Source organism: Enterococcus sp. DIV0806c (genome assembly GCF_051710905.1).
In the GTDB taxonomy this organism is placed as follows: Bacteria; Bacillota; Bacilli; order Lactobacillales; family Enterococcaceae; genus Enterococcus_B; species Enterococcus_B mundtii.
In genome coordinates this window covers 2,265,821-2,288,564 of the sequence record NZ_JBIOLO010000001.1, presented here as the reverse complement: position 1 = coordinate 2,288,564, position 22,744 = coordinate 2,265,821, and the positions used below count along the sequence as shown (strand labels likewise).

Annotated in this window: 21 protein-coding genes and 2 tRNA genes; 21 read left to right on the top strand and 2 right to left on the bottom strand. The window is 39.3% G+C overall.

Features of this window, described 5'->3' with window-relative positions; translation table 11 throughout:
- The first annotated feature begins 228 nt into the window (after positions 1-228).
- The 10 genes from IGK77_RS10705 (at position 229) to IGK77_RS10660 (ending at position 4,804) form a co-directional block, all read left to right on the top strand.
- Entirely contained in the window at positions 229-459 is a 231-nt protein-coding gene (locus IGK77_RS10705; RefSeq protein ID WP_029594144.1) for a DUF1146 family protein, read from the top strand.
- 95 nt (positions 460-554) lie between these two features.
- On the top strand, positions 555-1,856 hold the full coding sequence (gene murA / locus IGK77_RS10700; RefSeq protein ID WP_010734894.1) for a UDP-N-acetylglucosamine 1-carboxyvinyltransferase: 1,302 nt from the start codon (positions 555-557) through the stop codon (positions 1,854-1,856).
- A gap of 14 nt (positions 1,857-1,870) precedes the next feature.
- A complete protein-coding gene (locus tag IGK77_RS10695) occupies positions 1,871-2,047 on the top strand; it encodes a DNA-directed RNA polymerase subunit beta (protein ID WP_010734895.1) in 177 nt (58 codons plus the stop codon).
- Between the two features lie 213 nt (positions 2,048-2,260).
- Complete coding sequence (gene yidD / locus IGK77_RS10690; RefSeq protein WP_074799562.1) at positions 2,261-2,545, top strand: membrane protein insertion efficiency factor YidD; 285 nt, start codon at positions 2,261-2,263, stop codon at positions 2,543-2,545.
- 22 nt (positions 2,546-2,567) lie between these two features.
- Positions 2,568-3,017, top strand: a complete 450-nt coding sequence (locus IGK77_RS10685) for a GNAT family N-acetyltransferase (protein WP_074799561.1) — start codon at positions 2,568-2,570, stop codon at positions 3,015-3,017.
- A 60-nt stretch (positions 3,018-3,077) separates the two neighbouring features.
- Positions 3,078-3,962 carry an ROK family protein gene (locus IGK77_RS10680; RefSeq protein ID WP_074799560.1) on the top strand — a complete coding sequence of 295 codons (885 nt, stop codon included), beginning with the start codon at positions 3,078-3,080 and terminating at the stop codon, positions 3,960-3,962.
- Between the two features lie 74 nt (positions 3,963-4,036).
- The gene (locus IGK77_RS10675; RefSeq protein WP_071866749.1) at positions 4,037-4,270 is read left to right on the top strand and encodes a DUF2969 domain-containing protein; all 234 of its coding nucleotides are present in this window, start codon (positions 4,037-4,039) and stop codon (positions 4,268-4,270) included.
- 87 nt (positions 4,271-4,357) lie between these two features.
- A tRNA-Tyr gene (locus tag IGK77_RS10670) sits at positions 4,358-4,438 on the top strand.
- 6 nt (positions 4,439-4,444) lie between these two features.
- Positions 4,445-4,516, top strand: a tRNA-Gln gene (locus IGK77_RS10665).
- Positions 4,517-4,633: 117 nt separating this feature from the next.
- Positions 4,634-4,804, top strand: a complete 171-nt coding sequence (locus IGK77_RS10660; RefSeq protein WP_010734900.1) for a hypothetical protein — start codon at positions 4,634-4,636, stop codon at positions 4,802-4,804.
- A gap of 52 nt (positions 4,805-4,856) precedes the next feature.
- Here IGK77_RS10660 and IGK77_RS10655 read toward each other — a convergent pair whose 3' ends face one another.
- A complete protein-coding gene (locus tag IGK77_RS10655) occupies positions 4,857-5,465 on the bottom strand; it encodes a TetR/AcrR family transcriptional regulator (RefSeq protein WP_081355916.1) in 609 nt (202 codons plus the stop codon).
- A gap of 173 nt (positions 5,466-5,638) precedes the next feature.
- Between IGK77_RS10655 and IGK77_RS10650 the strand changes: the two genes are divergently transcribed.
- Both IGK77_RS10650 and IGK77_RS10645 read left to right on the top strand, forming a co-directional pair.
- Complete coding sequence (locus IGK77_RS10650; protein WP_074799559.1) at positions 5,639-9,868, top strand: 2-hydroxyacyl-CoA dehydratase; 4,230 nt, start codon at positions 5,639-5,641, stop codon at positions 9,866-9,868.
- A gap of 238 nt (positions 9,869-10,106) precedes the next feature.
- Positions 10,107-10,814 (top strand): GntR family transcriptional regulator, encoded by a 708-nt coding sequence (locus IGK77_RS10645; protein ID WP_010734905.1) that lies wholly within the window; start codon positions 10,107-10,109, stop codon positions 10,812-10,814.
- Positions 10,815-10,897: 83 nt separating this feature from the next.
- Here the strand turns inward: IGK77_RS10645 and IGK77_RS10640 are convergent, their stop codons facing one another.
- Entirely contained in the window at positions 10,898-11,542 is a 645-nt protein-coding gene (locus IGK77_RS10640) for a YigZ family protein (protein ID WP_074799579.1), read from the bottom strand.
- Positions 11,543-11,673: 131 nt separating this feature from the next.
- On the opposite strand from IGK77_RS10640, the gene IGK77_RS10635 reads away from it, so the two are divergent.
- From IGK77_RS10635 to cls, 9 genes are all read left to right on the top strand, one after another.
- Positions 11,674-11,964: a DUF7662 domain-containing protein gene (locus IGK77_RS10635; protein WP_010734907.1), complete on the top strand. Its 291-nt coding sequence runs from the start codon at positions 11,674-11,676 to the stop codon at positions 11,962-11,964.
- Between the two features lie 263 nt (positions 11,965-12,227).
- Entirely contained in the window at positions 12,228-13,553 is a 1,326-nt protein-coding gene (locus IGK77_RS10630) for a DEAD/DEAH box helicase (protein ID WP_074799558.1), read from the top strand.
- Positions 13,534-14,235: a ComF family protein gene (locus IGK77_RS10625; protein ID WP_071866754.1), complete on the top strand. Its 702-nt coding sequence runs from the start codon at positions 13,534-13,536 to the stop codon at positions 14,233-14,235. The genes IGK77_RS10630 and IGK77_RS10625 overlap by 20 nt, the downstream gene beginning before the upstream one ends.
- Positions 14,236-14,371: 136 nt before the next feature.
- The gene (gene hpf, locus IGK77_RS10620) at positions 14,372-14,923 is read left to right on the top strand and encodes a ribosome hibernation-promoting factor, HPF/YfiA family (RefSeq protein ID WP_010734910.1); all 552 of its coding nucleotides are present in this window, start codon (positions 14,372-14,374) and stop codon (positions 14,921-14,923) included.
- A gap of 216 nt (positions 14,924-15,139) precedes the next feature.
- Complete coding sequence (secA, locus tag IGK77_RS10615; RefSeq protein WP_074799557.1) at positions 15,140-17,674, top strand: preprotein translocase subunit SecA; 2,535 nt, start codon at positions 15,140-15,142, stop codon at positions 17,672-17,674.
- A gap of 387 nt (positions 17,675-18,061) precedes the next feature.
- Positions 18,062-19,160 (top strand): peptide chain release factor 2 gene (gene prfB / locus IGK77_RS10610; RefSeq protein ID WP_177187658.1). Its coding sequence is split into 2 segments (ribosomal slippage): positions 18,062-18,133 and positions 18,135-19,160, totalling 1,098 coding nucleotides; the frame shifts between segments, so codons are not numbered across the junction.
- A gap of 110 nt (positions 19,161-19,270) precedes the next feature.
- Positions 19,271-19,957, top strand: a complete 687-nt coding sequence (gene ftsE, locus IGK77_RS10605; RefSeq protein WP_071866757.1) for a cell division ATP-binding protein FtsE — start codon at positions 19,271-19,273, stop codon at positions 19,955-19,957.
- The gene (gene ftsX / locus IGK77_RS10600; RefSeq protein ID WP_307725285.1) at positions 19,950-20,834 is read left to right on the top strand and encodes a permease-like cell division protein FtsX; all 885 of its coding nucleotides are present in this window, start codon (positions 19,950-19,952) and stop codon (positions 20,832-20,834) included. Before ftsE ends, ftsX begins: the two co-directional genes overlap by 8 nt.
- A gap of 224 nt (positions 20,835-21,058) precedes the next feature.
- A complete protein-coding gene (gene cls / locus IGK77_RS10595) occupies positions 21,059-22,507 on the top strand; it encodes a cardiolipin synthase (protein ID WP_074799555.1) in 1,449 nt (482 codons plus the stop codon).
- Positions 22,508-22,744: the final 237 nt, after the last annotated feature.

The window sequence follows — 22,744 nt, the reverse complement described above, 5'->3', positions numbered from 1 at the left end:
TGAGATTTTTCCGTTAATGAAGCGTCTCTTCATTAATATTCATTCGATGTCAGAATAAAAATTATTTTTTTAGTGGAAAGAAATGATATTTTTCATCCATTTTTCAGAGTTTGTCAAGAAAATTACAGAGATTTATCATTTTTACAACCAATAATTTCTACTTTTATAAAATTTATGGTATCATCAGTGTGTTAGTTATCAAAAACATTTGTTAGAAAGGGCGTAATGATGCAAGTATATGGTATTGATGCAATCATTCGGATCGTTAGTCATTTGGCATTTATTTACTTAGCCTTTTGGTCTTTGCGTTCTTTACGCGTTGACGCTTTTTTTCGTTCAATGCATACGACACAAATTAGAATGGCAATTGTCCTTTTTTCAATTTTTTTAGGGTATACAGCGAGCAGTTTTTTCTTAGAGATCATTGCGCTATGTCGAAATCTTTTCGTCAGCCTATAATTTTAAAAAAAGGTACTATTTTAAAACAAGAAGTGATATAATAAAAAAGATTTTGAGCGAATGTATACTCAACGGATTTTTTTGGGGGGAACAACATGGAAGAGATCATCGTAAAAGGTGGCAATCAATTAAAAGGAACAGTAAAGATCGAAGGAGCAAAGAATGCGGTATTACCGATTTTAGCCGCAAGTTTATTGGCTGAAGAAGGAACGACCGTTTTAGATAATGTGCCAATTCTTTCTGACGTGTTCACTATGAATCAAGTGATCCGTCATTTGAACGTAGATGTAGCGTTTGATGAAGAGAATAATCGTGTGACACTTGATGCATCGAGAGAATTAGAAATTGAAGCACCTTATGAATACGTAAGCCAAATGCGTGCGTCAATCGTTGTGATGGGACCATTATTGGCTAGAAATGGTCATGCAAAAGTTGCAATGCCTGGTGGATGTGCGATTGGAAAACGTCCGATCGATTTACACCTAAAAGGTTTTCAAGCCTTGGGTGCAAAAATCATTCAAAAGAATGGTTATATCGAAGCAATCGCCGATCAACTGATCGGAAATACGATCTATTTAGATTTTCCAAGTGTTGGTGCGACACAAAACATCATGATGGCTGCTGTCAAAGCAAAAGGCACGACGATCATTGAAAACGTCGCACGTGAACCTGAAATCGTTGATTTAGCGAATATCTTAAACAAAATGGGTGCGAATGTTTATGGCGCTGGTACAGAAACGATGCGTATCGAAGGCGTTGATCATTTGCATGCAGTCAACCATTCAATCGTCCAAGACCGTATCGAAGCCGGTACTTTTATGGTAGCAGCAGCAATGACTGAAGGCAATCTATTGATCGCTGATGCGATTTCTGAGCATAATCGTCCATTGATCTCTAAATTGATCGAAATGGGTGCAACGATCACTGAAGAAGACGGTGGCGTTCGTGTCATCGGACCAAAACATATTTTACCAACAGATGTAAAAACAATGCCACATCCTGGTTTCCCAACGGATATGCAAGCACAAATGACTGCTATCCAGTTGGTTGCAGAAGGTACAAGTGTTGTGACTGAAACAGTCTTTGAGAACCGTTTCCAACATCTTGAAGAAATGCGCAGAATGAATGCACATGTAAAAATCGATGGCAACATTGCAATCATGGATGGTAATCACGAATTACAAGGTGCTGAAGTCTATGCAACAGATCTAAGAGCAGCAGCAGCGCTCGTATTAGCTGGTTTGAAAGCAAATGGAATCACACGCGTTCGTAACCTAAAATATTTAGATCGTGGCTATTATAATTTCCATATTAAATTGCAACAATTAGGTGCAGATGTGGAACGTGTAAATGTAGAAGAAACACCAGTCGAAAAAACACCACAAACAATCGCTTAAGGATGTGACGAGAGATGACGAGTCCACGCTATATTTTGATAAGTTTGGTAAAAATTTTAGCTGTCATTTTACTTGTACTTCTATTATTCATCATTGGAACAATGATCGGATATGGTTTGATTGGCGGTGGAAGTCCCTTCAAGGTCTTTCAACCGAGCTTATGGTTGCATATCTTCGATTTCTTTAGTTAAGTGTGTACACTAGGTAACAGATAAGAGAAGAAGAGGTTGTGGCAAAAGCGTACAGCTCCGAGAAATAAGCGCCAAAATCCGAAAATAGCTTTTCATATTTTTGGATTTTAGCGCTTATTTCTGTAGGAGTTGCTTTTAGAACACCGTTTATCCGGTTATAGGGGATGGTAAGTGGATGTATGACCAATCCTTTTTTTATATGGAGATGAAAACATGAAAAAATTTTTGATTTATTTAGTTCGCGGATACCAACGATTTATTTCACCTGCGTTCCCACCAAGTTGTCGGTATTATCCAACTTGTTCCAATTACATGATCCAAGCCATCCAAGTACATGGCGCGCTCAAAGGAACACTGATGGGAACAGCACGTATCTTCCGTTGCCACCCATTTGTGAAAGGCGGTATCGATTATGTTCCTCGGAACTTTCGCTTGACGCGTAACAAAGAAGATAAGACGATGCCAGACTATAAAAAATATATAAGAAAGAGTCATTGATTTTATCAGATAGGAGCATAGTATGTTTCAACAATTGAACAAAAATGACTTACCGTGGGAATTATTATTAGAAGCCGATCCTGACCGGGAGAAAGTTCTTGCTTATGTAACGAACGGTGATGGTTTTATTTGGAAAGAACAGGATGAAGTGATCGGTGTGCTTGTTTATGAAATCAGAGAAACAGAATGTGAAATCATGAATGTTTCTGTTGCTGATGCGCATCAAGGGAAAGGAATCGGCAGTAAGCTGATTGATCATGCACTCGAACGGTTGAGCAACGAATGCAAGCAACCAACAAAAATATTGATCCGTACAGGAAGTATTACGAATCCAGCGTTACATCTTTATCAGAAAAAAGGATTTCAAGAAGTATCAAGAGAGAAGGATTACTTTATCAATAATTACGCAGAACCAATCTATGAAGAGGGGATCCTTCTTAGAGATCAAGTAACCTTAGCTAAAGAAATATAGAACTAAAAGAAAGCGTTTCATAAAAAATGATGAATTACTATTGAGGAGGAACAAATAAACATGGGGATTTTAGCATTCGACTTTGGCGGTTCAGCTGTCAAATATGGTTATTGGGAGCAAGAAACACTATCACATAAAGGTCAATTCACGACACCAACTACATGGGAAGAAATGAAAGCGCAATTATTATCGGTATTCCAACAATTATCGCAAGAAGTAACTATCAGCGGGGTTGCTTTTAGTGCACCAGGTGTTGTGAATAGCCAACGACAAGTGATTGAAGGCATCAGCGCGATTCCTTATATCCATGGGTTTGATATTTATACTGAATTAGAGGAATTGTTTGGTCTGCCAGTCGCTATGGAAAATGATGCGAATTGCGCGGGAATGGCTGAGTTTTATGAAGGTGCTGCTCGTGGCTATCAAAATGTTGCTTTTGTAGTGATTGGTACAGGCGTGGGTGGTGCGATGTTCACTAATGGTGAATTGAATAAAGGCGCTCATCTTTATGGCGGAGAATTTGGCTTGATGTTTCTTAATGGGGAGCATACATTCAGTACATTAGGAACGGCAGTCCAAATGGCGTGGCGATACTGTGAACGCAAAGGATTAGATAAAAATACCTTTAGTGGAAAAGAAGTCTTTGAATTAGCAGAAAATGGCGATCCTCTCGCACAAGAAGAAGTTGAATCTTTTTATGATTATTTAACAAAAGGGTTATTTAGTATTCAATTTTCATTTGATCCAGAAGTGATCGTATTGGGTGGTGGAATTTCTGCAAAAGAGGGATTACTGACAGAAATCAATCAACGGATGAAAAAATTGACGAGTCATTTTGGGTTGAATGATTTTGATCCATTGATCACCTTGTGTGAGTATCGCAATGATGCGAACCTGATAGGGGCAGCCGCAAATTACCTAGCGCAACAAGAAGCAGGAAAATAAATTATCAAATAGAAGACACACAGTGAATGTTTTCTGCCGTTAAATGTGATAAACTATTGAGGAGGTGGGAAATAATGTCAAAAAAGAATAAAGATATTGAAGTGCGTACCGAAGAGATCAAAAAAACGATCAAAGGGAACACATATGATGTAACGCAGTTATTTATTGGTAAAAAAATGATCGGTGAAATTTTAGCGTATGGACCAAAAGAATTTGAGATTTTCTTGGGAGAAGAAGACTTTGGCAAAGAAAAAAGTCTTGAAAATGCGATAGAAACAGTGATTCGTCATTGGAATTTACACGAATAAAAAAATATCAAAAAAATTTTCAATAAAGGGTTGCAATCACTTGGAAAATTAGGTATTATAACTAAGTCAGGTTGATACAAACCTTTCGGAGGAGTAGCGAAGTGGCTAAACGCGACGGACTGTAAATCCGTTCCTTAGGGTTCAGTGGTTCGAATCCACTCTCCTCCATTTCATTGGGGTATAGCCAAGCGGTAAGGCAAGGGACTTTGACTCCCTCATGCGTTGGTTCGAATCCAGCTACCCCAGTTCCTAGAGTGATCAGTTGAAGATCACTCTTTTTTTTGTGTAAAACACCTTGTTTCTTGCTGATTTTGCTATTATAGGCTAGAGTAGATATAAGAAGAAAAAAAGGAGGCGGCACAAATGAAGTGGAAACAAAAAGTAGATGAAACAGCAGAAAAAATTTACGATATGATCAAATCGGAGAAGTACAATGTAGAGATCCATGTACCGAAAAAATCAGAAAAATTTGTCCAAATCAAAGCGAAACGTCCAACGAATCATACTAAAAAATGGTTGTCTAAAAATCGTTAAGAATAACAAAAGCTCTGAAGTTCACATAATCTTGTGTTCTTCAGAGCTTTTGTTATTTTTCAATCTCGATCCCTAAGACGGTCAAGTGACCATTTCCCACTAATTTGATGACTAAAGTAGCTAATTGCTTTGGTGTCATCTCGGTATCGCTGGTGACCCACCAATGTAAAGTACCGGTAAAAATGGCAGTTATGTATTCTGTGATAAAATCGATAGGTACTTCTAGTTCGTTCTCTGTGATTTTTAGACGATCAAAAATAGTTGCGTATTTTTCAGATAAGAAAATTTTCAATTTTTTCCTGAAAAATTCGATCGAAGTGCCGTCCAAAGTCGTAATAAATATAGCTTTGTTCTCAGCAACCAATTGGTAAATTTGAGTTAAGGCACGGTTGACCCGTTTCAGCTTCAATTTATTACCTTCCATCAAGGGTTCCAAATCTAAGATCGAGGTAAATGTCTGGATAGCGATATGGAATAAATGCTCATAAAGATCTTGTTTGTCTTTGAAATGTGCATAAAAAGTCGCACGATTGATCATTGCTTCATCGGCGATTTCTTGGATCGTGATTCGCTCCATACTTTTTGTTTCTAGTAAACGTAAGAACGCTTCAATAATCATTTTGTTGGTACGTTTCACTCGAAGATCGTTTTTCTTCATCATAAAAGTCTCCTTATTTTTGGTCGACAAATCGCTCATTATTGTTGTTTATCTCACAAACTAACAATTATTGCTTATTGCAATCGCTCTAAATCGTTTTAGAATAGATATATGTAGTATAACAGACGCTTTGTTCAATGTTCAACAAAGCGTCTTTTTAAGAAGGTGGCGAGACGATGAAAATGTACGGAGGTATCGATGTAGGTTCAACGACAGTCAAATTAGTGATTCTTGATAACCATGGCGAAACTCTTTTTGCTAAATACGAACGACATTATGCAGATATCAGAAAAGCAACCATCAACATATTAGAAGAAGCCAAAACAACTTTACAAGATCAGGCGATTGCTTTTGCAATCACTGGTTCTGGCGGGATGGGATTAGCGGAACATCTACAATTGCCTTTTATCCAAGAAGTGATTGCATGTACAAAAACGATCGAAGAAAGGATTCCCGAAACAGATGTAGCGATTGAATTAGGAGGAGAAGATGCCAAAATCACCTTTTTTGGTTCTTCTTTAGAACAACGAATGAACGGTAGCTGCGCGGGAGGGACAGGCGCATTTATTGATCAGATGGCAGCACTATTGAAAACCGATGCAAATGGGTTGAATGAACTAGCCAAAGCGTATCAACAGCTTTATCCAATTGCCTCTCGCTGTGGTGTATTCGCTAAAACGGATGTACAACCACTGATCAACGAAGGAGCGGCGAAAGCCGATATTGCTGCTAGTATTTTTCAAGCCGTCGTCAATCAAACGATCGCTGGTTTAGCAGCAGGAAGAAAGATCAAAGGAAAGGTCGCCTTTTTAGGTGGCCCACTTTACTTTATGTCCGAATTGCGCCAACGCTTTATTGAAACCCTTGGCTTATCGACAGAAGAAGTGGTTTTTCCAGAAAATCCGCAACTATTCGTGGCATTAGGGGCAGCTTATCACGCAAAAGCTTCAAAGGAAAAGACACTAGGTGAATTAATCCAGAAATTGGAAAGCCAAGAACAAGAGTTGCTTCATCATTCTCGTTCTTTAGCGCCACTTTTTCAGAACGATAAAGAGTTAGCTGATTTTCGCAGCCGACACGAAAAAGCGAAGGTTCAAGAATGCGCTCTAGCTACCCATCAGGGGGTGGCTTTTCTAGGTATTGATGCTGGTTCAACGACGACGAAAGTCACCTTGATCAATCAATCAGGAGAGCTATTATTCTCATTTTATGGAAATAATGAAGGACAGCCTCTAGAAACAACCATCAACGTATTGAAAAATATGTATCAGCAAATGCCCAAAGACTGCTTTATCGGTAAAGCGGTAGTGACTGGCTATGGTGAAGCGTTGATCAAGAGTGCGTTGAAAATCGATATTGGCGAAGTCGAAACGATAGCGCATTATAAAGCAGCAAATTTTTTTCAACCAGGTGTCGATTTTATTTTAGATATTGGCGGACAAGACATGAAGGCAATGACGATCAAGGACGGTGCATTGTCCTCGATTCAATTGAACGAAGCCTGTTCTTCAGGTTGTGGTTCATTTATCGAAACATTTGCTAAGTCATTAGGTTATGGAATCCAAGATTTTGCGGTTGCTGCTATTTCAGCCAAGAACCCTGTGGACTTAGGTTCCAGATGTACGGTCTTCATGAATTCAAAGGTCAAGCAAGTCCAAAAAGAAGGTGCTTCTGTTGGAGACATCTCGGCTGGTTTATCTTATTCTGTGATCAAAAATGCGATCTACAAAGTAATCAAAATCAGAAAACCAGAAGATCTAGGCAATAAGATCGTGTGTCAAGGTGGAACCTTTTACAACGATGCAGTCTTGCGAGCATTTGAAAAAATCAGTGGAAGAGAAGTTGTTCGTCCTTCTATCTCAGGATTGATGGGTGCATATGGCGCTTCTTTGATTGCTCTGGAAGAATATCAAAAAGGGGAAATAAGTGAACTACTCTCCTTCGAAGAATTGTCTCAGCTGACGACAGAAAAAGAACTGACGCACTGTGGGTTGTGTGAGAACAATTGCCTGTTGACGGTCACTTTATTTTCTGATGGTCGGAAACTGATTTCTGGTAATCGTTGTGAACGTGGTGCGCAGATCAAAATCAAAAAAGCCGATAAGAAAATCAATTTAGTGGCTGAAAAATCTCGGCAATTATTCCGTTACCGCCCATTACGAAAAACAGAAGCTGTCAACGGTGAAATCGGTATTCCAAGAGTATTGAATATGTATGAAAACTTTCCACTTTGGCAGACTTTCTTTCGTTCTTTAGGTTTTCGAGTAGTCTTATCCCCTCGATCGAGTAAGGAAATCTACGAACAAGGGATCGACACGATTTCAAGTGATACCGTCTGTTATCCAGCGAAGCTGGTGCATGGCCATATCCAATCACTGATCGATGCTGGTGTTTCCTGCATTTTTTATCCTGGCGTGATCTTTGAGCAGAAAGAGAATAACCAAGCGGACAATCATTTTAATTGTCCCATCGTTCAAAGTTATCCAGATGTCATTAAAAACAATGTTGATGCGATTCGGGAAGGACGGATCGATTACCGTCAGCCGTTTTTGAATCTAGCGAACGAAGCATCAGTGGCAAAGACGTTACACCAAACATTTTCTGACTATGGGTTTTCAGAAGATCAAATAAAAGAAGCTTTACACCAAGGATATGAAGCATTAGCTGATTTTAAAAAAGAGATCCAACAAAAAGGAGAAGAAACCTTAAGGATGCTACATCAGAATAATGAACGTGGCATCGTCCTTGCAGGTCGACCTTACCATCTAGATCCGGAAATCAACCATGGGATTGCAGAATTAATCACACAAGAAGGCTTCCATGTGTTGACAGAAGATAGCATCGCTCATCTAGGAGATGTGGGGCAATTACGAGTAGTGAATCAATGGGTCTATCAATCAAGATTATATGCTGCTGCCCGAGTCGTCGCAAAATCTAAGGAGTTAGAACTAGTTCAATTAAACTCTTTCGGGTGTGGTATCGATGCGGTGACAACTGATCAAGTGGAAGAAATCATGGCGCAATATGGCAAGTTATACACTGTACTAAAAATCGATGAAGGCGCAAATTTAGGTGCTATCAGGATACGCTTGCGCTCATTAAAAGCGGCAGTCAATGCACGAACCAAACAACAATTTCGCCCAACGAAACAATTTCATACACCAGATAAAATCACCTTTACCAAAGAAATGAAGAAAACACATACCTTGTTATTGCCAATGTTGAGTCCTATCCATCAATCTGGTTTAGTTGATGTTGCTTTAAAAGCCTCAGGATATCAAGTTGTTTGTTTGCCAAGAAACAGTGGAAGTGCCATTGATGTCGGGTTAAAGTACGTCAATAATGACGCGTGTTATCCAGCAATCATCTCGATCGGGCAAATAGTCGAGGCATTGGAAAGTGGCACATATGACTTAAATCATACCAGTGTGATGATGACCCAAACGGGAGGTGGATGCCGAGCGACTAATTATATCCCACTGCTTCGAAAGGCGCTTGATGAAGCTGGCTTCCCACAGATACCCGTAGTTTCTGTGTCTTTCGGCAATCAAGGGGTAGAATCTTCTCCTGGTTTTACGTTCACATTGCCATTATTGAAACGTTTAGCGGTTGCTTTTTTATATGGTGATCTTTTTGAACGGGTCATTTACCGTACTCGACCATATGAGATAGAAAAAGGCGCGATTGATGAAATGCACCATCAATGGCTTGAACGAGTGGAACGCAATGTCAAAAATGGTTCTTTGACAAACTTCAACCGAAATATGGCGAAAATCATCCATGATTTTGACACGGTTCCGCTAACGAATCAAAGGAAACCTAAAGTAGGAATTGTTGGAGAGATTCTAGTCAAGTATTCACCTACGGCCAATAATGATATCGTCCGATTATTAGAAGAAGAAGGCGCTGAAGTCGTTGTTCCTGATATCATGGGGTTTATGAATTATTCGATATACAACCAAATCTGGAAATACGAACACTTAGGTCATTCAAAAAAAAGTAAATGGGTCGCACAATTTCTTATCCGCTTGATTGAATATGTTGTAAAGCCAATGGATAAAGCCTTAAGGAAATCACAACGTTTTGATGGAATAACACCAATTCATCAATTAGCAGATGAAGCAAGCCAGATTCTATCAATTGGCAATCAGACCGGTGAAGGCTGGTTTTTAACCGGTGAGATGATTGAATTGTTAGAGAATGATGTCCCTAATATCGTTTGCATGCAACCATTTGGCTGTCTACCAAATCATGTCGTTGGAAAAGGGGTATTCAAAGAGCTGCGTCATCGTTACCCAAAAGCCAACATTACTGCAATCGATTATGATCCAGGTGCTTCCGTAGTCAATCAATTGAATCGCATCCGTTTGATGATGGCAACGGCCATGAAAACATTGAATCCATAATTTGTCGGTTGAGTTTAGCAAGAAAGCCTTTTTGATTTTATCATTTACGAGTAAGAATAGGCATACTTGTTACTTTAAGTACTCATTGAACAAGAGCTAAGATAAAAAAGAATCTTTCTAAAGGTTATTGTGTCAGAGGGTAAGGCAGTGGAATGAACAGCATGGTGGGCTCTTTTTTGTTGAGAATTAGGTATATACCAGTTATAATAAAATAGAAATGAAAGGACGGGTAGATGTTATGTCGAATCAATTACCGGTATATATACAAATTCACGATCAAATCAAAAGTGAAATCGAGCAAGGCGTCTGGAAAATCGGAGATCGTCTTCCTTCAGAAAGAGAATTAGCCATCAAGTTCAATGTTAGTCGAATGACTTTAAGACAAGCGATCCAAAACCTAGCCGACGAAGGAATCCTTGAAAGAAAAATTGGATCAGGTACCTACGTGGCACGAGAAAAGGTCCAAGAAAAAATGTCTGGTGCAACCAGTTTTACCGAAATCATGGAATCACAAAATCGTGTGCCATCCAGTCGAACGATTTCTTATTTTCTCACGTCACCGAGTTCGAGTGAAATGGAGAAATTGCAACTAAAAAAAGATGATACCATCTTACGAATGGAACGTATTCGTTTTGCTGATGATATCCCTATTTGTTTTGAGATTGCGAGTATTCCGCAAAAAATCATCGACGGATACAGCAAAGCAGAAATTACGGAGTCACTGTATCGAACACTCGAAGAAAAAAGAGGGAACAAGATCGGTGCGGCGAAACAAACAATTTCAGCAGTCTTAGCTTCAGAAAAAATTGCTGAATATTTAGAGGTCAAGCGAGGAGATGCCGTTTTACGTTTAAGACAGATTTCTTACTTTGAAGATGGCACGCCATTTGAATACGTACGTACCCAATATGTCGGCGACCGTTTTGAGTTTTATTTAGAAAGATGATCGTTCATATTGAATAAAAAGACCAGAGAATAGTCATCGGCATAACTGCCTCCTATTCTTTGGTCTTTTCGATATGATCCGGCTTAGTCTCTTGTTTGAATGAGTTGTTCATAATAAGAAACAGCTCCTTCAGTAAATGTCACTTGACCGCTCAAAAGTTCAATGATAGCTTCTTGGAACGCAATGACCTCTTTTTCATTGATCATGCAAACAACGATGACTTTTTCTGTATAGCGGATTTCTTTCACATTCACCTGCTGAAGTGCCAAGAAGTTTTCTATTTTTCCTAGTTGGGGATAGGCAATATGAATCGATAGTTCTTGTTGTAATGTCCCTTCAACAATGCCGATTTCTTGTAATGCGTGGGAAACCGAATGCGCATATGCACGAATCAAGCCACCTGCACCTAACTTGATCCCGCCGAAATAACGAGTCACAACAGCAGCCACATTGATCAGTTCATTTTTTTTGATGACTTCTAACATCGGTACACCGGCAGTTCCACTTGGTTCACCATCATCACTGCTTCGTTGGATCTCATTTTTTTCACCAATCACGAACGCACTGCAATTATGATTGGCTTTCCAATGTTCTTTTTTCGTTTCTTGGATAAATTGTTTTGCTTCTGCTTCTGTTTCTACTCGTTTCAGTGAGCAGATAAAACGTGATTTTTTTATTTCAAGCTCACTTTGACCATTTACTTTGATCGTGTAATAACGTTCTAACATCTGTTTCACTACTTTCATTGTTTGTTCTCGTCTCTTTTCAAGTATAGAGAATTTTTTTCTGCATGACAATTATGTTAATAGTTGCTTAACGAAGGGAATATGGGATAATAAAGAAAAGTGAGGTGCGTAACATGAAAGAACGAGTCAAAAAGTATGATGCCATCACTCATTATTTAAAGACAAATGGTGGCTCTCAAATCACGCTGACATTTACTCAAATCGATGAGTTGCTTTTTCCAAGTAGTGCCTTGCCCCGTTCTGCACGAGAAAGTACTGATTGGTGGGCGAACGACTATAAACATCCTGAAAAAGGCGCCTATGGCTGGATCAATGCTGGCTATGAAGTGGTGGTCATCAATTTAGAAAAAGAATTTATCGTATTCAATCAATTAGTCAAATCCAGTTGGTTGTTTGACGAATAACTATTTTTCTAGCTGTTGATCCAATCTCTCAATTCAAGTCCAATTTTAGGTCTAGCTACATATATCAGTATGATCTGAGTCCGAAAGTTTCTGTTAAAGAAATGGTCCGCGGATTCAGTTTCATACTTTTTTTGTTTTCCATTGAAATCATCGCGTTCGTTCGTCCGCTGATTAGCTGATTTTCTAATTGGATCAATCCGATTGATTCTGCATGAAGGATTTCTTTTTTTGCGTATCTATTTTGCGAAGGGAGAGAAGTACACATGCACGCGGAAGATTTTTTTGGCAGACGATTATTAACTAGAGAAGTATATGGGAATGAACATTCTTATAAAAAATTGAACTATGAAGTGGTCGATGCAGTCACAGTAAAAAAGAAGCAGCTTTATTGCAATCGTTGCAGTCAAACGACCCCTTTGAAATCAGCAAGGCTCAATGCGTCTACCTACTACTGTCCCCACTGTCTGTTTTTGGGGCGTTGCGATACCCTGCAACAGCTCTACTTATTCGAACAACCAAATGGAAAGAAGCGTCATGTAAACCACTATTGGGAAGGTCAATTAACAACACTACAACAGCAAATTTCAGATGATCTATGTGAACGATCGGGTGAGCATTTGGTTTGGGCAGTTACAGGCTCAGGCAAGACAGAGATGCTTTACGCCAGTATCCACGCTACCTTAGCTAAAGGTGGGAGAGTTGCTATCGCCTCACCAAGGATCGATGTTTGTCAGGAATTATACCTACGACTTAGCCAGGTCTTCCCAGAAGAAAGGATCCGCTTGCTTCATGGGAAATCAGAAGGACCTGATCGCTATGGTTCTTTAGTGATTTGTACAACGCATCAGTTGTATCGTTTTTACCGAGCATTTGCTCTTTTAGTAGTAGATGAAGTGGATGCTTTTCCATTTGTGGGGGATCAAGGGTTAGCTTATGCAGTGGCAACCGCGCTACAAAGAAATGGCCAACTGATATATTTAAGTGCGACACCCGATGACCAGTTATTGAAAAAAAGCCGAACAGCTTTGAGTGTTCATCAGTTGGCTTTACGCTTTCATCAGCGATTATTGCCAGAACCGAAACTGCTTTTTTGGGATCAGTGGGCAAATCGCTGTTTGCACCCAAAAAAGAATCAACGATTGTGTCGCTTGATCCAAGAGCTAGTCAAAGAAAACCATGTGCTATTGTTTTGCCCAAGTATCTCTTTAATGGAGCAATTGGAGAAACAATTAAAAAAACAATTGTCTTGTCGTATGACATCCGCCTCTTCAAAAGATGAAGCACGTAGTAGCAAAGTCCAAAATATGAGAGAGCAACACTACGATGTGTTTTTGACCACGATGATCTTAGAGCGTGGGGTGACTTTTGAACGGATCTCAGTCATTGTTTTAGGCGCCGACCATCCGGTATTCAGCAAATCATCACTGGTCCAAATTGCTGGACGTGCCGATCGAAAGGGAGGATTCACGAATAGTCAGGTCTATTTTTTCTATGAAGAAAAGACGCATGCTATCGTAAAAGCGTGTAAAGAAATCAAACAAATGAATAAAAAAGGAAAAGAGCAACGAGATGAAATGCGTATATTGTAAGAAAATATTTAGCAGAAATATAACAATCGGTGAATTGCTTGGACTGAAAAAAGTAGCGAGATGTTGCCAGGAATGTCAATTCTTATTTCAACGAATACGACAGAAGAGTCGCCACCAGTGTGAAGGCTGCCAAAAAGTATTGAATAAACAAGCGATTGATCAACATGACTATTGCCGAGATTGCTTGAATTGGCAGGCACGTTACCCTGACTATCGTTTTTGTCATCGTGCGTTCTTCCGCTACGATCAAGCGTTCCGTACTTGGCTCAAACAATATAAATTCATGGGGGATATCCTGTTGGCACATACATTTAGTGTAGAGTTGCAAGAATTGCGAAAACAATACAAGTCATTTGTTTTTTGTCCGATTCCATTGTCTACAGAAAGGATCAACGAAAGAGGATTTAACCAAGTGAGTGAACTATTGAGAGCTGCTGGGCTTCCTTTTCAAGAATTGCTGATCAGAGAAAAACACCATATACCACAATCCAAGAAAACAAGAGTGCAACGTTTGATTACGACCCAACCATTTGTTTATCAGCCATCTACACCTACAATCAAAGGGGAAAATATCTTGCTGATCGATGATGTTTATACGACTGGCCAAACGATGTTCCATGCAGCGTCCTGCCTTTTGGCGCAGTCACCCAATAAAGTACAGACGTTCTCACTTGCTAGATAAGCTTTTTGTAGAAACAGTAGTAAAATGACAGCGATTTAGTTTGCAAATGCTTACGAGTTCGATATAATAGAAGTAAGAAGAGGGAAAGAGTGGTCCTTCTCCTTCTTGATTGTGGTAGATGAAAGGGGTAGTTTTTATGTTTAGATATAATGTACGCGGCGAAAATATCGAAGTAACTGAAGCGATTCGTGACTACGTAGAGAAAAAAGTAGGAAAATTAGAACGTTATTTCAGCGATGCTCCCGATGCTACGGCGCATGTGAATTTAAAAGTTTATACTGAAAAAACAGCAAAAGTGGAAGTTACGATTCCATTACCTTATCTCGTATTACGTGCCGAAGAAACTTCACCTGATCTATATGCAAGTATTGATTTGGTTGTTGATAAATTGGAACGTCAAATCCGCAAATTCAAAACAAAAATCAATCGTAAATCTCGCGAAACTGGTTTGAATACAGCAAATGCGGCGGTTATGTTCAATAATGAAGACGAAGAAGAAAATGAGTCTGAATTAGATATCGTTCGTACAAAACGCTTGTCATTGAAACCAATGGACAGCGAAGAAGCTGTTTTACAAATGAATATGTTAGGCCATAACTTTTTCATCTTTGAAGATGCAGAAACGAATGGTACAAGCATTGTTTACCGTCGTAAAGATGGCAAATATGGATTGATCGAAACTGATTGATAAATAACGAAATAATAACATGAAAAAAACTTGCAGTGGTCTCGAATGACTACTGCAAGCTTTTTTTTCGGATTGGATAGATAAAAAGAATATGAAATAATTATGAAGATATCACTTTAATTGACTTAAGTTATTTCATTTATCCACAACTAATGATAAAATAAGAAACAGAGTCTACATAGTTTGGATATTATATAAAAGGAGATTAAACAACGCATGGCCAATTTTATTCGTTCGATTATCGAAAATGATAAGAAAGAACTAAAACGTTTAGAAAGTATTGTAAAGAAAATCGAAGCTCATGCTGATGATATGGCAGCATTAACAGATGAACAATTACAAGCAAAGACAACCGAATTTAAGGAAAGATATAAAAAAGGGGAAACATTAGATCAACTTTTACCAGAAGCTTTCGCAGTCGTTCGTGAAGCAGCAAAACGCGTATTAGGGTTGTACCCTTACCCTGTGCAGTTAATGGGGGGGATCGTCCTTCATGATGGAAATATTCCAGAGATGCGTACCGGTGAAGGGAAAACCTTGACTGCTACGATGCCTGTTTATTTAAATGCTTTGACAGGAGAAGGCGTTCACGTAGTTACTGTCAATGAATACTTGTCTACTCGTGACTCCAATGAGATGGGTGAGTTATACAACTTCTTAGGTTTGACAGTTGGTTTGAATATCAATTCAAAATCAGCAGATGAAAAACGTGAAGCCTACAATTGTGACATTACGTATAGTACAAACAACGAGCTAGGGTTTGACTATTTGAGAGACAACATGGTTGTTTATCGTCATCAAATGGTACAACGTCCATTGAACTATGCGATCGTCGATGAAGTCGATTCGATCTTGATCGATGAAGCAAGAACGCCATTGATCATTTCTGGACAAGCAGAAAAGTCAACTGCGTTATATACGCGTGCTGATAACTTTGTCAAACGATTGAAAGAAGAAGAAGATTATAAAATCGATGTTCAATCAAAAACGATCAGCTTGACTGAAGCTGGAATTGAAAAAGCGGAAGAAACTTTCGGTTTAGATAACTTATATGATATCGAAAATTCTGCTTTAACGCATCATATCGATCAATCATTACGCGCAAACTATATCATGATTTTAGATATCGACTATGTGGTCCAAGATGGAAAAGTAATGATCGTTGACCAATTTACTGGTCGTATCATGGATGGACGCCGTTATTCTGATGGCTTGCACCAAGCGATTGAAGCCAAAGAAGGCGTGGAGATCGAAGATGAAACAAAAACGATGGCATCGATCACATTCCAAAACTATTTCCGTATGTACAAGAAATTATCTGGTATGACAGGGACAGCGAAGACAGAAGAAGAAGAGTTTAGAGAAATCTACAACATCCAAGTCATTCAAATCCCTACAAATCGTCCGGTCATTCGTGATGATCGTCCAGATTTGTTATATCCGACATTGACAAGCAAGTTCAATGCAGTCGTTCAAGATATCAAAGATCGTTACCGTAAAGGACAACCTGTTCTTGTAGGTACCGTCGCTGTTGAAACGTCTGAATTGCTTTCTGATTTATTGAACCGAGAACGCGTACCTCATGAAGTACTAAATGCCAAAAACCACTTTAAAGAAGCCGAGATCATCATGAATGCTGGTCAAAAAGGAGCAGTTACGATTGCAACGAACATGGCTGGTCGTGGTACGGATATCAAGTTAGGTCTAGGTGTTCGTGAGTTGGGTGGATTAGCTGTTATTGGTACAGAACGTCACGAATCAAGACGTATCGATAACCAGTTACGTGGACGTGCAGGTCGTCAAGGAGATCCAGGGATGTCACAATTCTACTTGTCTCTTGAAGATGACTTGATGAAACGATTCGGTTCAGAACGAATCAAAGCTTTCTTGGAACGCATGAAGATCGGTGAAGAGGATGCAGTGATCCAAAGTAAGATGTTGTCGAAACAAGTTGAATCAGCGCAAAAACGTGTAGAAGGAAACAACTACGACACACGTAAAAACGTTCTTCAATACGATGATGTGATGCGTGAACAACGTGAAGTCATCTATAAACAACGTCAAGACGTGATCATGGAAGAAACAAGTCTATCTGAACCATTGATGAATATGGTCAAACGAACAATCAGTCGAGTAGTGGATGCCCACACGCAACTTGAGAAAGAAAACTGGAATCTTGAAGGAATCGTCGACTTTGCTGGTAGTACACTTGTCCATGAAGACAGTATTTCAATGGCTGATCTAGAAGGCAAGTCACCACAACAAATCAAAGATTTCTTAAATGAAAAAGCACAAGAAATCTTTAATACGAAAGCTTCACAATTAAATGGTCCTGAGCAATTGCTTGAGTTTGAAAAAGTCGTGATCTTACGTGTTGTCGATTCAAAATGGACAGACCACATTGATGCAATGGATCAATTACGTCAATCGATCGGACTACGTGCCTACGGACAAAACAATCCGCTTGTCGAATACCAAACAGAAGGCTACAAAATGTTTGAAGACATGATTGGTGCAATCGAATACGAAGTAACACGTATCTTTATGAAAGCGGAGATCCGTCAAAACGTCCAACGTGAACAAGTGTCTCAAGGGCAACCTGTTCAACCAACAGAAGGTGGCGCGAAAGAAAACAGCCGATTGAATGTGAAATCACAGCCTGTCAGTGTAAATAAAGTTGGACGTAATGACCCATGTCCATGTGGCAGTGGTAAAAAATTCAAAAATTGTCATGGCAAGAATGAGATGTAATCTTTCCTATTGAAAGAAATCGTTCATACCGAGCAATGAGACTTGATCAATTCAGAAAAGGAACTCACTTCATATGAGAGTGCTCGTTCCTTTTCACAAACTAAAATAGATAGGGAATCTTAACGAAACATTTTTTTGTTTTATGACTTCCCTGAGGTCAAGAAGTTCTGAGCCTCAAGAAATAAGGTGGAATCCGCAAAAATTGTTCGTTGAATTTTTGTGGATTCCACCTTATTTCCGAAGAGGTTCCTTTTGGCACATATACGACTACCATTAAGATCAGAATGAAAAGGGAAAGGAGCGACCATGTCGCATCTTATTCTTTCTGTTCGTTCAAGATTCTGGTAGACTAAACAATGAAGATTAGACAGAAAGAAGGAAATCGAAATGGAAATTTCTGAAATTCGAAACCTCCTAACCGAAATGCAAGAGAAAGTCACAAGTTTTAGGGGGTCTCTTTGACTTAGATCAGCTGGAAGAAGATATTGCTGAAGCAGAAGCAAAAATGGCTGAACCAGGTTTTTGGGATGACAGTGAAGCTGCACAAAAAGTGATCAATGAAAATAATGCAAACAAAGAAACCTATGATCAGTTCAATGAACTCGCACAAGAGCTAGAAGAACTAGAATTGATGCTGGAAATGTTACAAGAAGAGCCAGATGCGCAAATGCAAGAAGAAGCACAAGAGCGAATCAGTGCTTTAGCTGAAAAAATGACAACTTACGAATTAGCCATGTTACTAGATGGACCTTATGACCGCAATAACGCCATCGTTGAGCTGCATCCAGGTGCAGGGGGAACAGAATCTCAGGATTGGGGAAGTATGTTGTTACGAATGTACACACGTTGGTCAGAACAACACAATTACCAAGTGGAAATGTTAGATTACCAAGCCGGTGATGAAGCTGGTATCAAAAGTGTGACATTATTGATCAAAGGACATAATGCCTATGGTTATTTGAAATCAGAAAAAGGCGTACATCGCCTTGTTCGGATCTCGCCATTTGATTCGGCGAAACGCCGACATACGTCATTTTGTTCAGTCGATGTCATGCCAGAATTAGATGACATGATCGATATCGAGGTCAATCCTGATGATTTGAAGATCGACACTTACCGAGCAAGTGGAGCGGGTGGACAGCATATCAATAAAACAGAGTCTGCTGTACGGATCACGCATTTGCCAACAGGAACAGTCGTTGCCAGTCAGGCACAACGCTCACAATTAAAAAACCGTGAACAAGCGATGGGGATGCTGAAAGCGAAACTTTATCAATTGGAAGTTGAAAAGAAAGAACAAGAAGCAGCAGCACTACGTGGGGAACAAATGGAAATTGGCTGGGGCTCACAAATCCGTTCTTATGTTTTCCATCCTTATTCGATGGTCAAAGATCATCGGACCAATGTAGAAACAGGAAATGTCCAAGCAGTGATGGATGGCGAGTTAGACCCATTCATCGATGGCTATTTAAAAATGCACATGTAGCTTACTCACGATTAATAGTAAATTGAAATAAAATTGTAAGATTTCGAAAGCAAGCTGAAACATTCCCATGCTATAATGACTAAAGACTGAAAAGATATGGAGAGAACGCCATGATTGAAATGAAGGATGTAATGAAGAAGTACTCAAATGGTACCACAGCTATCCGAAATCTCTCGATCGTCATTGACCAAGGAGAGTTTGTCTATGTAGTAGGACCATCTGGTGCTGGTAAATCTACATTCATCAAGTTGATGTACCGAGAAGAAAAAGCAACGAAGGGCACGCTGAACGTTGCTGGCCATGATCTGATAGATATCAAGGATCGTGAAGTACCTTATTTACGTAGAGAAATCGGAGTAGTTTTCCAAGACTATAAATTGTTACCTCGAAAAACAGTATATGAAAATGTCGCGTATGCGATGCAAGTCATCGGCAGAAAACCTCGTGACATAAAAAAACGTGTCATGGAAGTTTTAGATTTAGTCGGCTTGAAACATAAAGTACGTGTTTTCCCAAGTGAATTGTCAGGTGGGGAACAACAACGTGTTTCGATTGCCCGGGCAATTGTGAATACACCAAAAGTATTGATTGCAGATGAACCGACAGGAAACTTAGACCCGGAAAACTCATGGGAAATCATGAAGTTGTTGGATCGAATCAATGCCCAAGGAACGACTGTTGTTATGGCTACACATAATAGTACGATCGTTAATACAATTCGTCACCGCGTAATCGCCATTGAAAATGGCCGGATTATTCGTGACCAAGCGGAAGGGGAATATGGATACGATGATTAGAACCTTTTTCCGCCATTTATTAGAAAGTATCAAAAGTTTAAAACGTAACGGTTGGATGACTGTCGCATCAATTAGTGCAGTAACGATCACATTGACATTAGTTGGAGTATTTATGGCAATCATCATGAATGCGACTAAATTAGCTGAAGACATCGAAGGTAACGTGGATGTTTCTGTGTTCGTTGATATCGGAACGAATGAGAAAGATATGGAAACGCTCGAAAAGGAATTGAATGAGCTTGATCATGTCAATAAAGTTGAATTTTCAAGTAAAGACCAAGAATTAAAGAAAATCCAGGATCAAATGGGTGATTCTTGGAGTTTATTTGAAGGAGACGGTAATCCGTTATACGATGTGTATGTTGTAACAACGACACAACCTTCTTATACAAAAGAAGTTTCTGAAGAAGCTGCGAAGTTAAAAAATGTTTTCCGTTCGGATTATGGTGGTACTTCGTCTGACCGAATCTTTAATATTGCTGCGGCAGTGCGTACATGGGGATTAGCAGCAGCTGCCTTGTTATTGTTTGTCGCGATGTTCTTGATCTCAAATACGATTCGTATCACGATCATTTCACGGCAAAGAGAGATCCAGATCATGCGTTTAGTTGGTGCCAAGAATGGCTATATCCGTTGGCCTTTCTTCCTTGAAGGTGGTTGGATCGGTTTGATCGGAGCCATTATTCCTGTATTGATCCTCACTTTTGGGTATCAGGAAGTATACAGATTGCTCAATCCAACCTTGTTGCGCTCAAATTATTCATTGATACAGCCACAGGATATCGTTTGGAAAATTGACGCATTGATGGCCGGTATTGGTATCATTATTGGTTCATTAGGTTCGATTATTTCAATGAGAAGATTTTTGAAATTTTAAACAAAGATATAAAGCAGACCAGTGGGAGCGATCCTGCTGGTTTTTTTTATAAAATTTTTTTTATACGTAAAATCTATTTTATAGAAAAATATACTTACTCTATCCTGTCTATCTATAGTATTCTAAGAAAGTCGGTTTTTCTGATAGACAAATCAGTGGTTTTTCTTTACTTTAAAAAACAACTTCGCTATCCTAAGGAGGATAGCCGGATAAGAGGTGAGGCAATGGATATTATTTTTGACAATTTTTCGACGATCTTACTACTTACGAATACATTATTATCTTTAGTGATCGTTTTTACCGAAAGAAAAGAAACTGCTCAAACTTGGGCATGGTTACTTGTACTGACTTTTATCCCGATCCTAGGGTTTTTCCTTTACATTTTCTTTGGACGTGGGATTTCAAAAGATAAGATTTTTGATTTGAAGATCCAAGGAAAGATCGGTAAGAACTTAGAAATCGAAGAGGATCGACAGGCATTGATGCGGGGATTATATCCACATCCTCCGACTGGGCAAGTGGATGTCAAACAGTTGATTTATATGTTAACTGTTGGAGAAAGCACACTGTATACCACAAGCAATGACGTTACGCTGTTCACCGATGGAAGAGAAAAATTTGATCGTTTGATCGAGGACATTGAACAGGCAACTGATCATATCCATCTACAATATTATATTTATCGTAGCGATAGCTTAGGGATCGAGGTATGCCAAGCATTGACTTCTGCTGTCCGCAGAGGGGTGCAAGTAAGAGTTTTACTGGATGCATGGGGATCGACGGAAGTTTCAACCAAATTTTTCCATGAGTTAAAAGAAGCTGGTGGAGAAGTTGCTTTCTTTTTTCCGCTTTTTGTTCCTTATCTGAACCCGCGAATCAATTATCGAAATCATCGAAAGATCGTAGTAATCGATGGGAAAATTGGTTATACGGGTGGATTCAATGTGGGAAATGAGTATTTGGGTCTCGTGCAAAAATTTGGTTATTGGCGAGATAATCATTTGCGTATCTATGGTGAAGGAGTCTATGCGTTACAAAATCGCTTCTTGATGGATTGGAATTCTCAACATACAAAAGAAGTAAACTATGCGGCGCGCTTTTTCCCAAGTATTGCATCAACTGGTGAGATTGCCTTACAGGTCGTGACGAGTGGACCTGATTCAGAACATGAACAAATCAAAATGACGTACCTTAAAATGATCTCATTGGCTAAGCGGGAGATTTTGATCCAAACGCCTTATTATATTCCAGATGAATCAATCCATGAAGCGTTGAAATTGGCATTGTTATCCGGTGTAAAGGTCCATTTGCAGATCCCAAATAAACCAGATCATCCATTAGTCTATTGGGCAACGTATTCTTTTGCCGCTGAATTGATCGAATATGGTGCTGTCATTGAAACATATGAGAATGGATTCATCCATGCGAAAACAATGATCATCGATAGCGGGATCGTTTCTGTAGGTTCAGCAAATATCGACGTTCGTTCTTTCCGGTTAGATTTTGAGGTCAATACACTGATCTATGACGAACGGATCGCTACCCAAGTGCGAGGGGCATTTTTTGAAGATTCAAAGGTTTCTGATCATTTGACAAAAGAACGTTACGAGGCTCGGGGCTGGATGATCAAGCTAAAAGAAGGATTGGCTCGACTTGTTTCGCCACTCTTGTAAAAAACTGAACAAAAAAGGACATGAAATACACTCATAAGAGCAGACTTTCATGTCCTTTTCTATCGGGGCCATTTCTGTAGTTTTATTACTAGAAATGGAGAAAGCGTCTCGCAAGAGCGGGAATTAACTTTTGGGGTATTTCTTGTTTTTTGGGGAAAGCAAGAAATAAGTTAATGCTTGCTTGATACAGAGACACATTTCAATGCCAGTATAGCATAGAAAAATTTATTGAGATAG

What these genes read in the sequence shown, in the direction of transcription:
- IGK77_RS10705 (WP_029594144.1), top strand. Translation starts at nt 229, where the DNA reads ATGCAAGTATATGGTATTGATGCAATCATTCGGATCGTTAGTCATTTG.
- murA (WP_010734894.1), top strand. Translation starts at nt 555, where the DNA reads ATGGAAGAGATCATCGTAAAAGGTGGCAATCAATTAAAAGGAACAGTA.
- IGK77_RS10695 (WP_010734895.1), top strand. Translation starts at nt 1,871, where the DNA reads ATGACGAGTCCACGCTATATTTTGATAAGTTTGGTAAAAATTTTAGCT.
- yidD (WP_074799562.1), top strand. Translation starts at nt 2,261, where the DNA reads ATGAAAAAATTTTTGATTTATTTAGTTCGCGGATACCAACGATTTATT.
- IGK77_RS10685 (WP_074799561.1), top strand. Translation starts at nt 2,568, where the DNA reads ATGTTTCAACAATTGAACAAAAATGACTTACCGTGGGAATTATTATTA.
- IGK77_RS10680 (WP_074799560.1), top strand. Translation starts at nt 3,078, where the DNA reads ATGGGGATTTTAGCATTCGACTTTGGCGGTTCAGCTGTCAAATATGGT.
- IGK77_RS10675 (WP_071866749.1), top strand. Translation starts at nt 4,037, where the DNA reads ATGTCAAAAAAGAATAAAGATATTGAAGTGCGTACCGAAGAGATCAAA.
- IGK77_RS10660 (WP_010734900.1), top strand. Translation starts at nt 4,634, where the DNA reads ATGAAGTGGAAACAAAAAGTAGATGAAACAGCAGAAAAAATTTACGAT.
- IGK77_RS10655 (WP_081355916.1), bottom strand. Translation starts at nt 5,465, where the DNA reads ATGATGAAGAAAAACGATCTTCGAGTGAAACGTACCAACAAAATGATT.
- IGK77_RS10650 (WP_074799559.1), top strand. Translation starts at nt 5,639, where the DNA reads ATGAAAATGTACGGAGGTATCGATGTAGGTTCAACGACAGTCAAATTA.
- IGK77_RS10645 (WP_010734905.1), top strand. Translation starts at nt 10,107, where the DNA reads ATGTCGAATCAATTACCGGTATATATACAAATTCACGATCAAATCAAA.
- IGK77_RS10640 (WP_074799579.1), bottom strand. Translation starts at nt 11,542, where the DNA reads ATGTTAGAACGTTATTACACGATCAAAGTAAATGGTCAAAGTGAGCTT.
- IGK77_RS10635 (WP_010734907.1), top strand. Translation starts at nt 11,674, where the DNA reads ATGAAAGAACGAGTCAAAAAGTATGATGCCATCACTCATTATTTAAAG.
- IGK77_RS10630 (WP_074799558.1), top strand. Translation starts at nt 12,228, where the DNA reads ATGCACGCGGAAGATTTTTTTGGCAGACGATTATTAACTAGAGAAGTA.
- IGK77_RS10625 (WP_071866754.1), top strand. Translation starts at nt 13,534, where the DNA reads ATGAAATGCGTATATTGTAAGAAAATATTTAGCAGAAATATAACAATC.
- hpf (WP_010734910.1), top strand. Translation starts at nt 14,372, where the DNA reads ATGTTTAGATATAATGTACGCGGCGAAAATATCGAAGTAACTGAAGCG.
- secA (WP_074799557.1), top strand. Translation starts at nt 15,140, where the DNA reads ATGGCCAATTTTATTCGTTCGATTATCGAAAATGATAAGAAAGAACTA.
- ftsE (WP_071866757.1), top strand. Translation starts at nt 19,271, where the DNA reads ATGATTGAAATGAAGGATGTAATGAAGAAGTACTCAAATGGTACCACA.
- ftsX (WP_307725285.1), top strand. Translation starts at nt 19,950, where the DNA reads ATGATTAGAACCTTTTTCCGCCATTTATTAGAAAGTATCAAAAGTTTA.
- cls (WP_074799555.1), top strand. Translation starts at nt 21,059, where the DNA reads ATGGATATTATTTTTGACAATTTTTCGACGATCTTACTACTTACGAAT.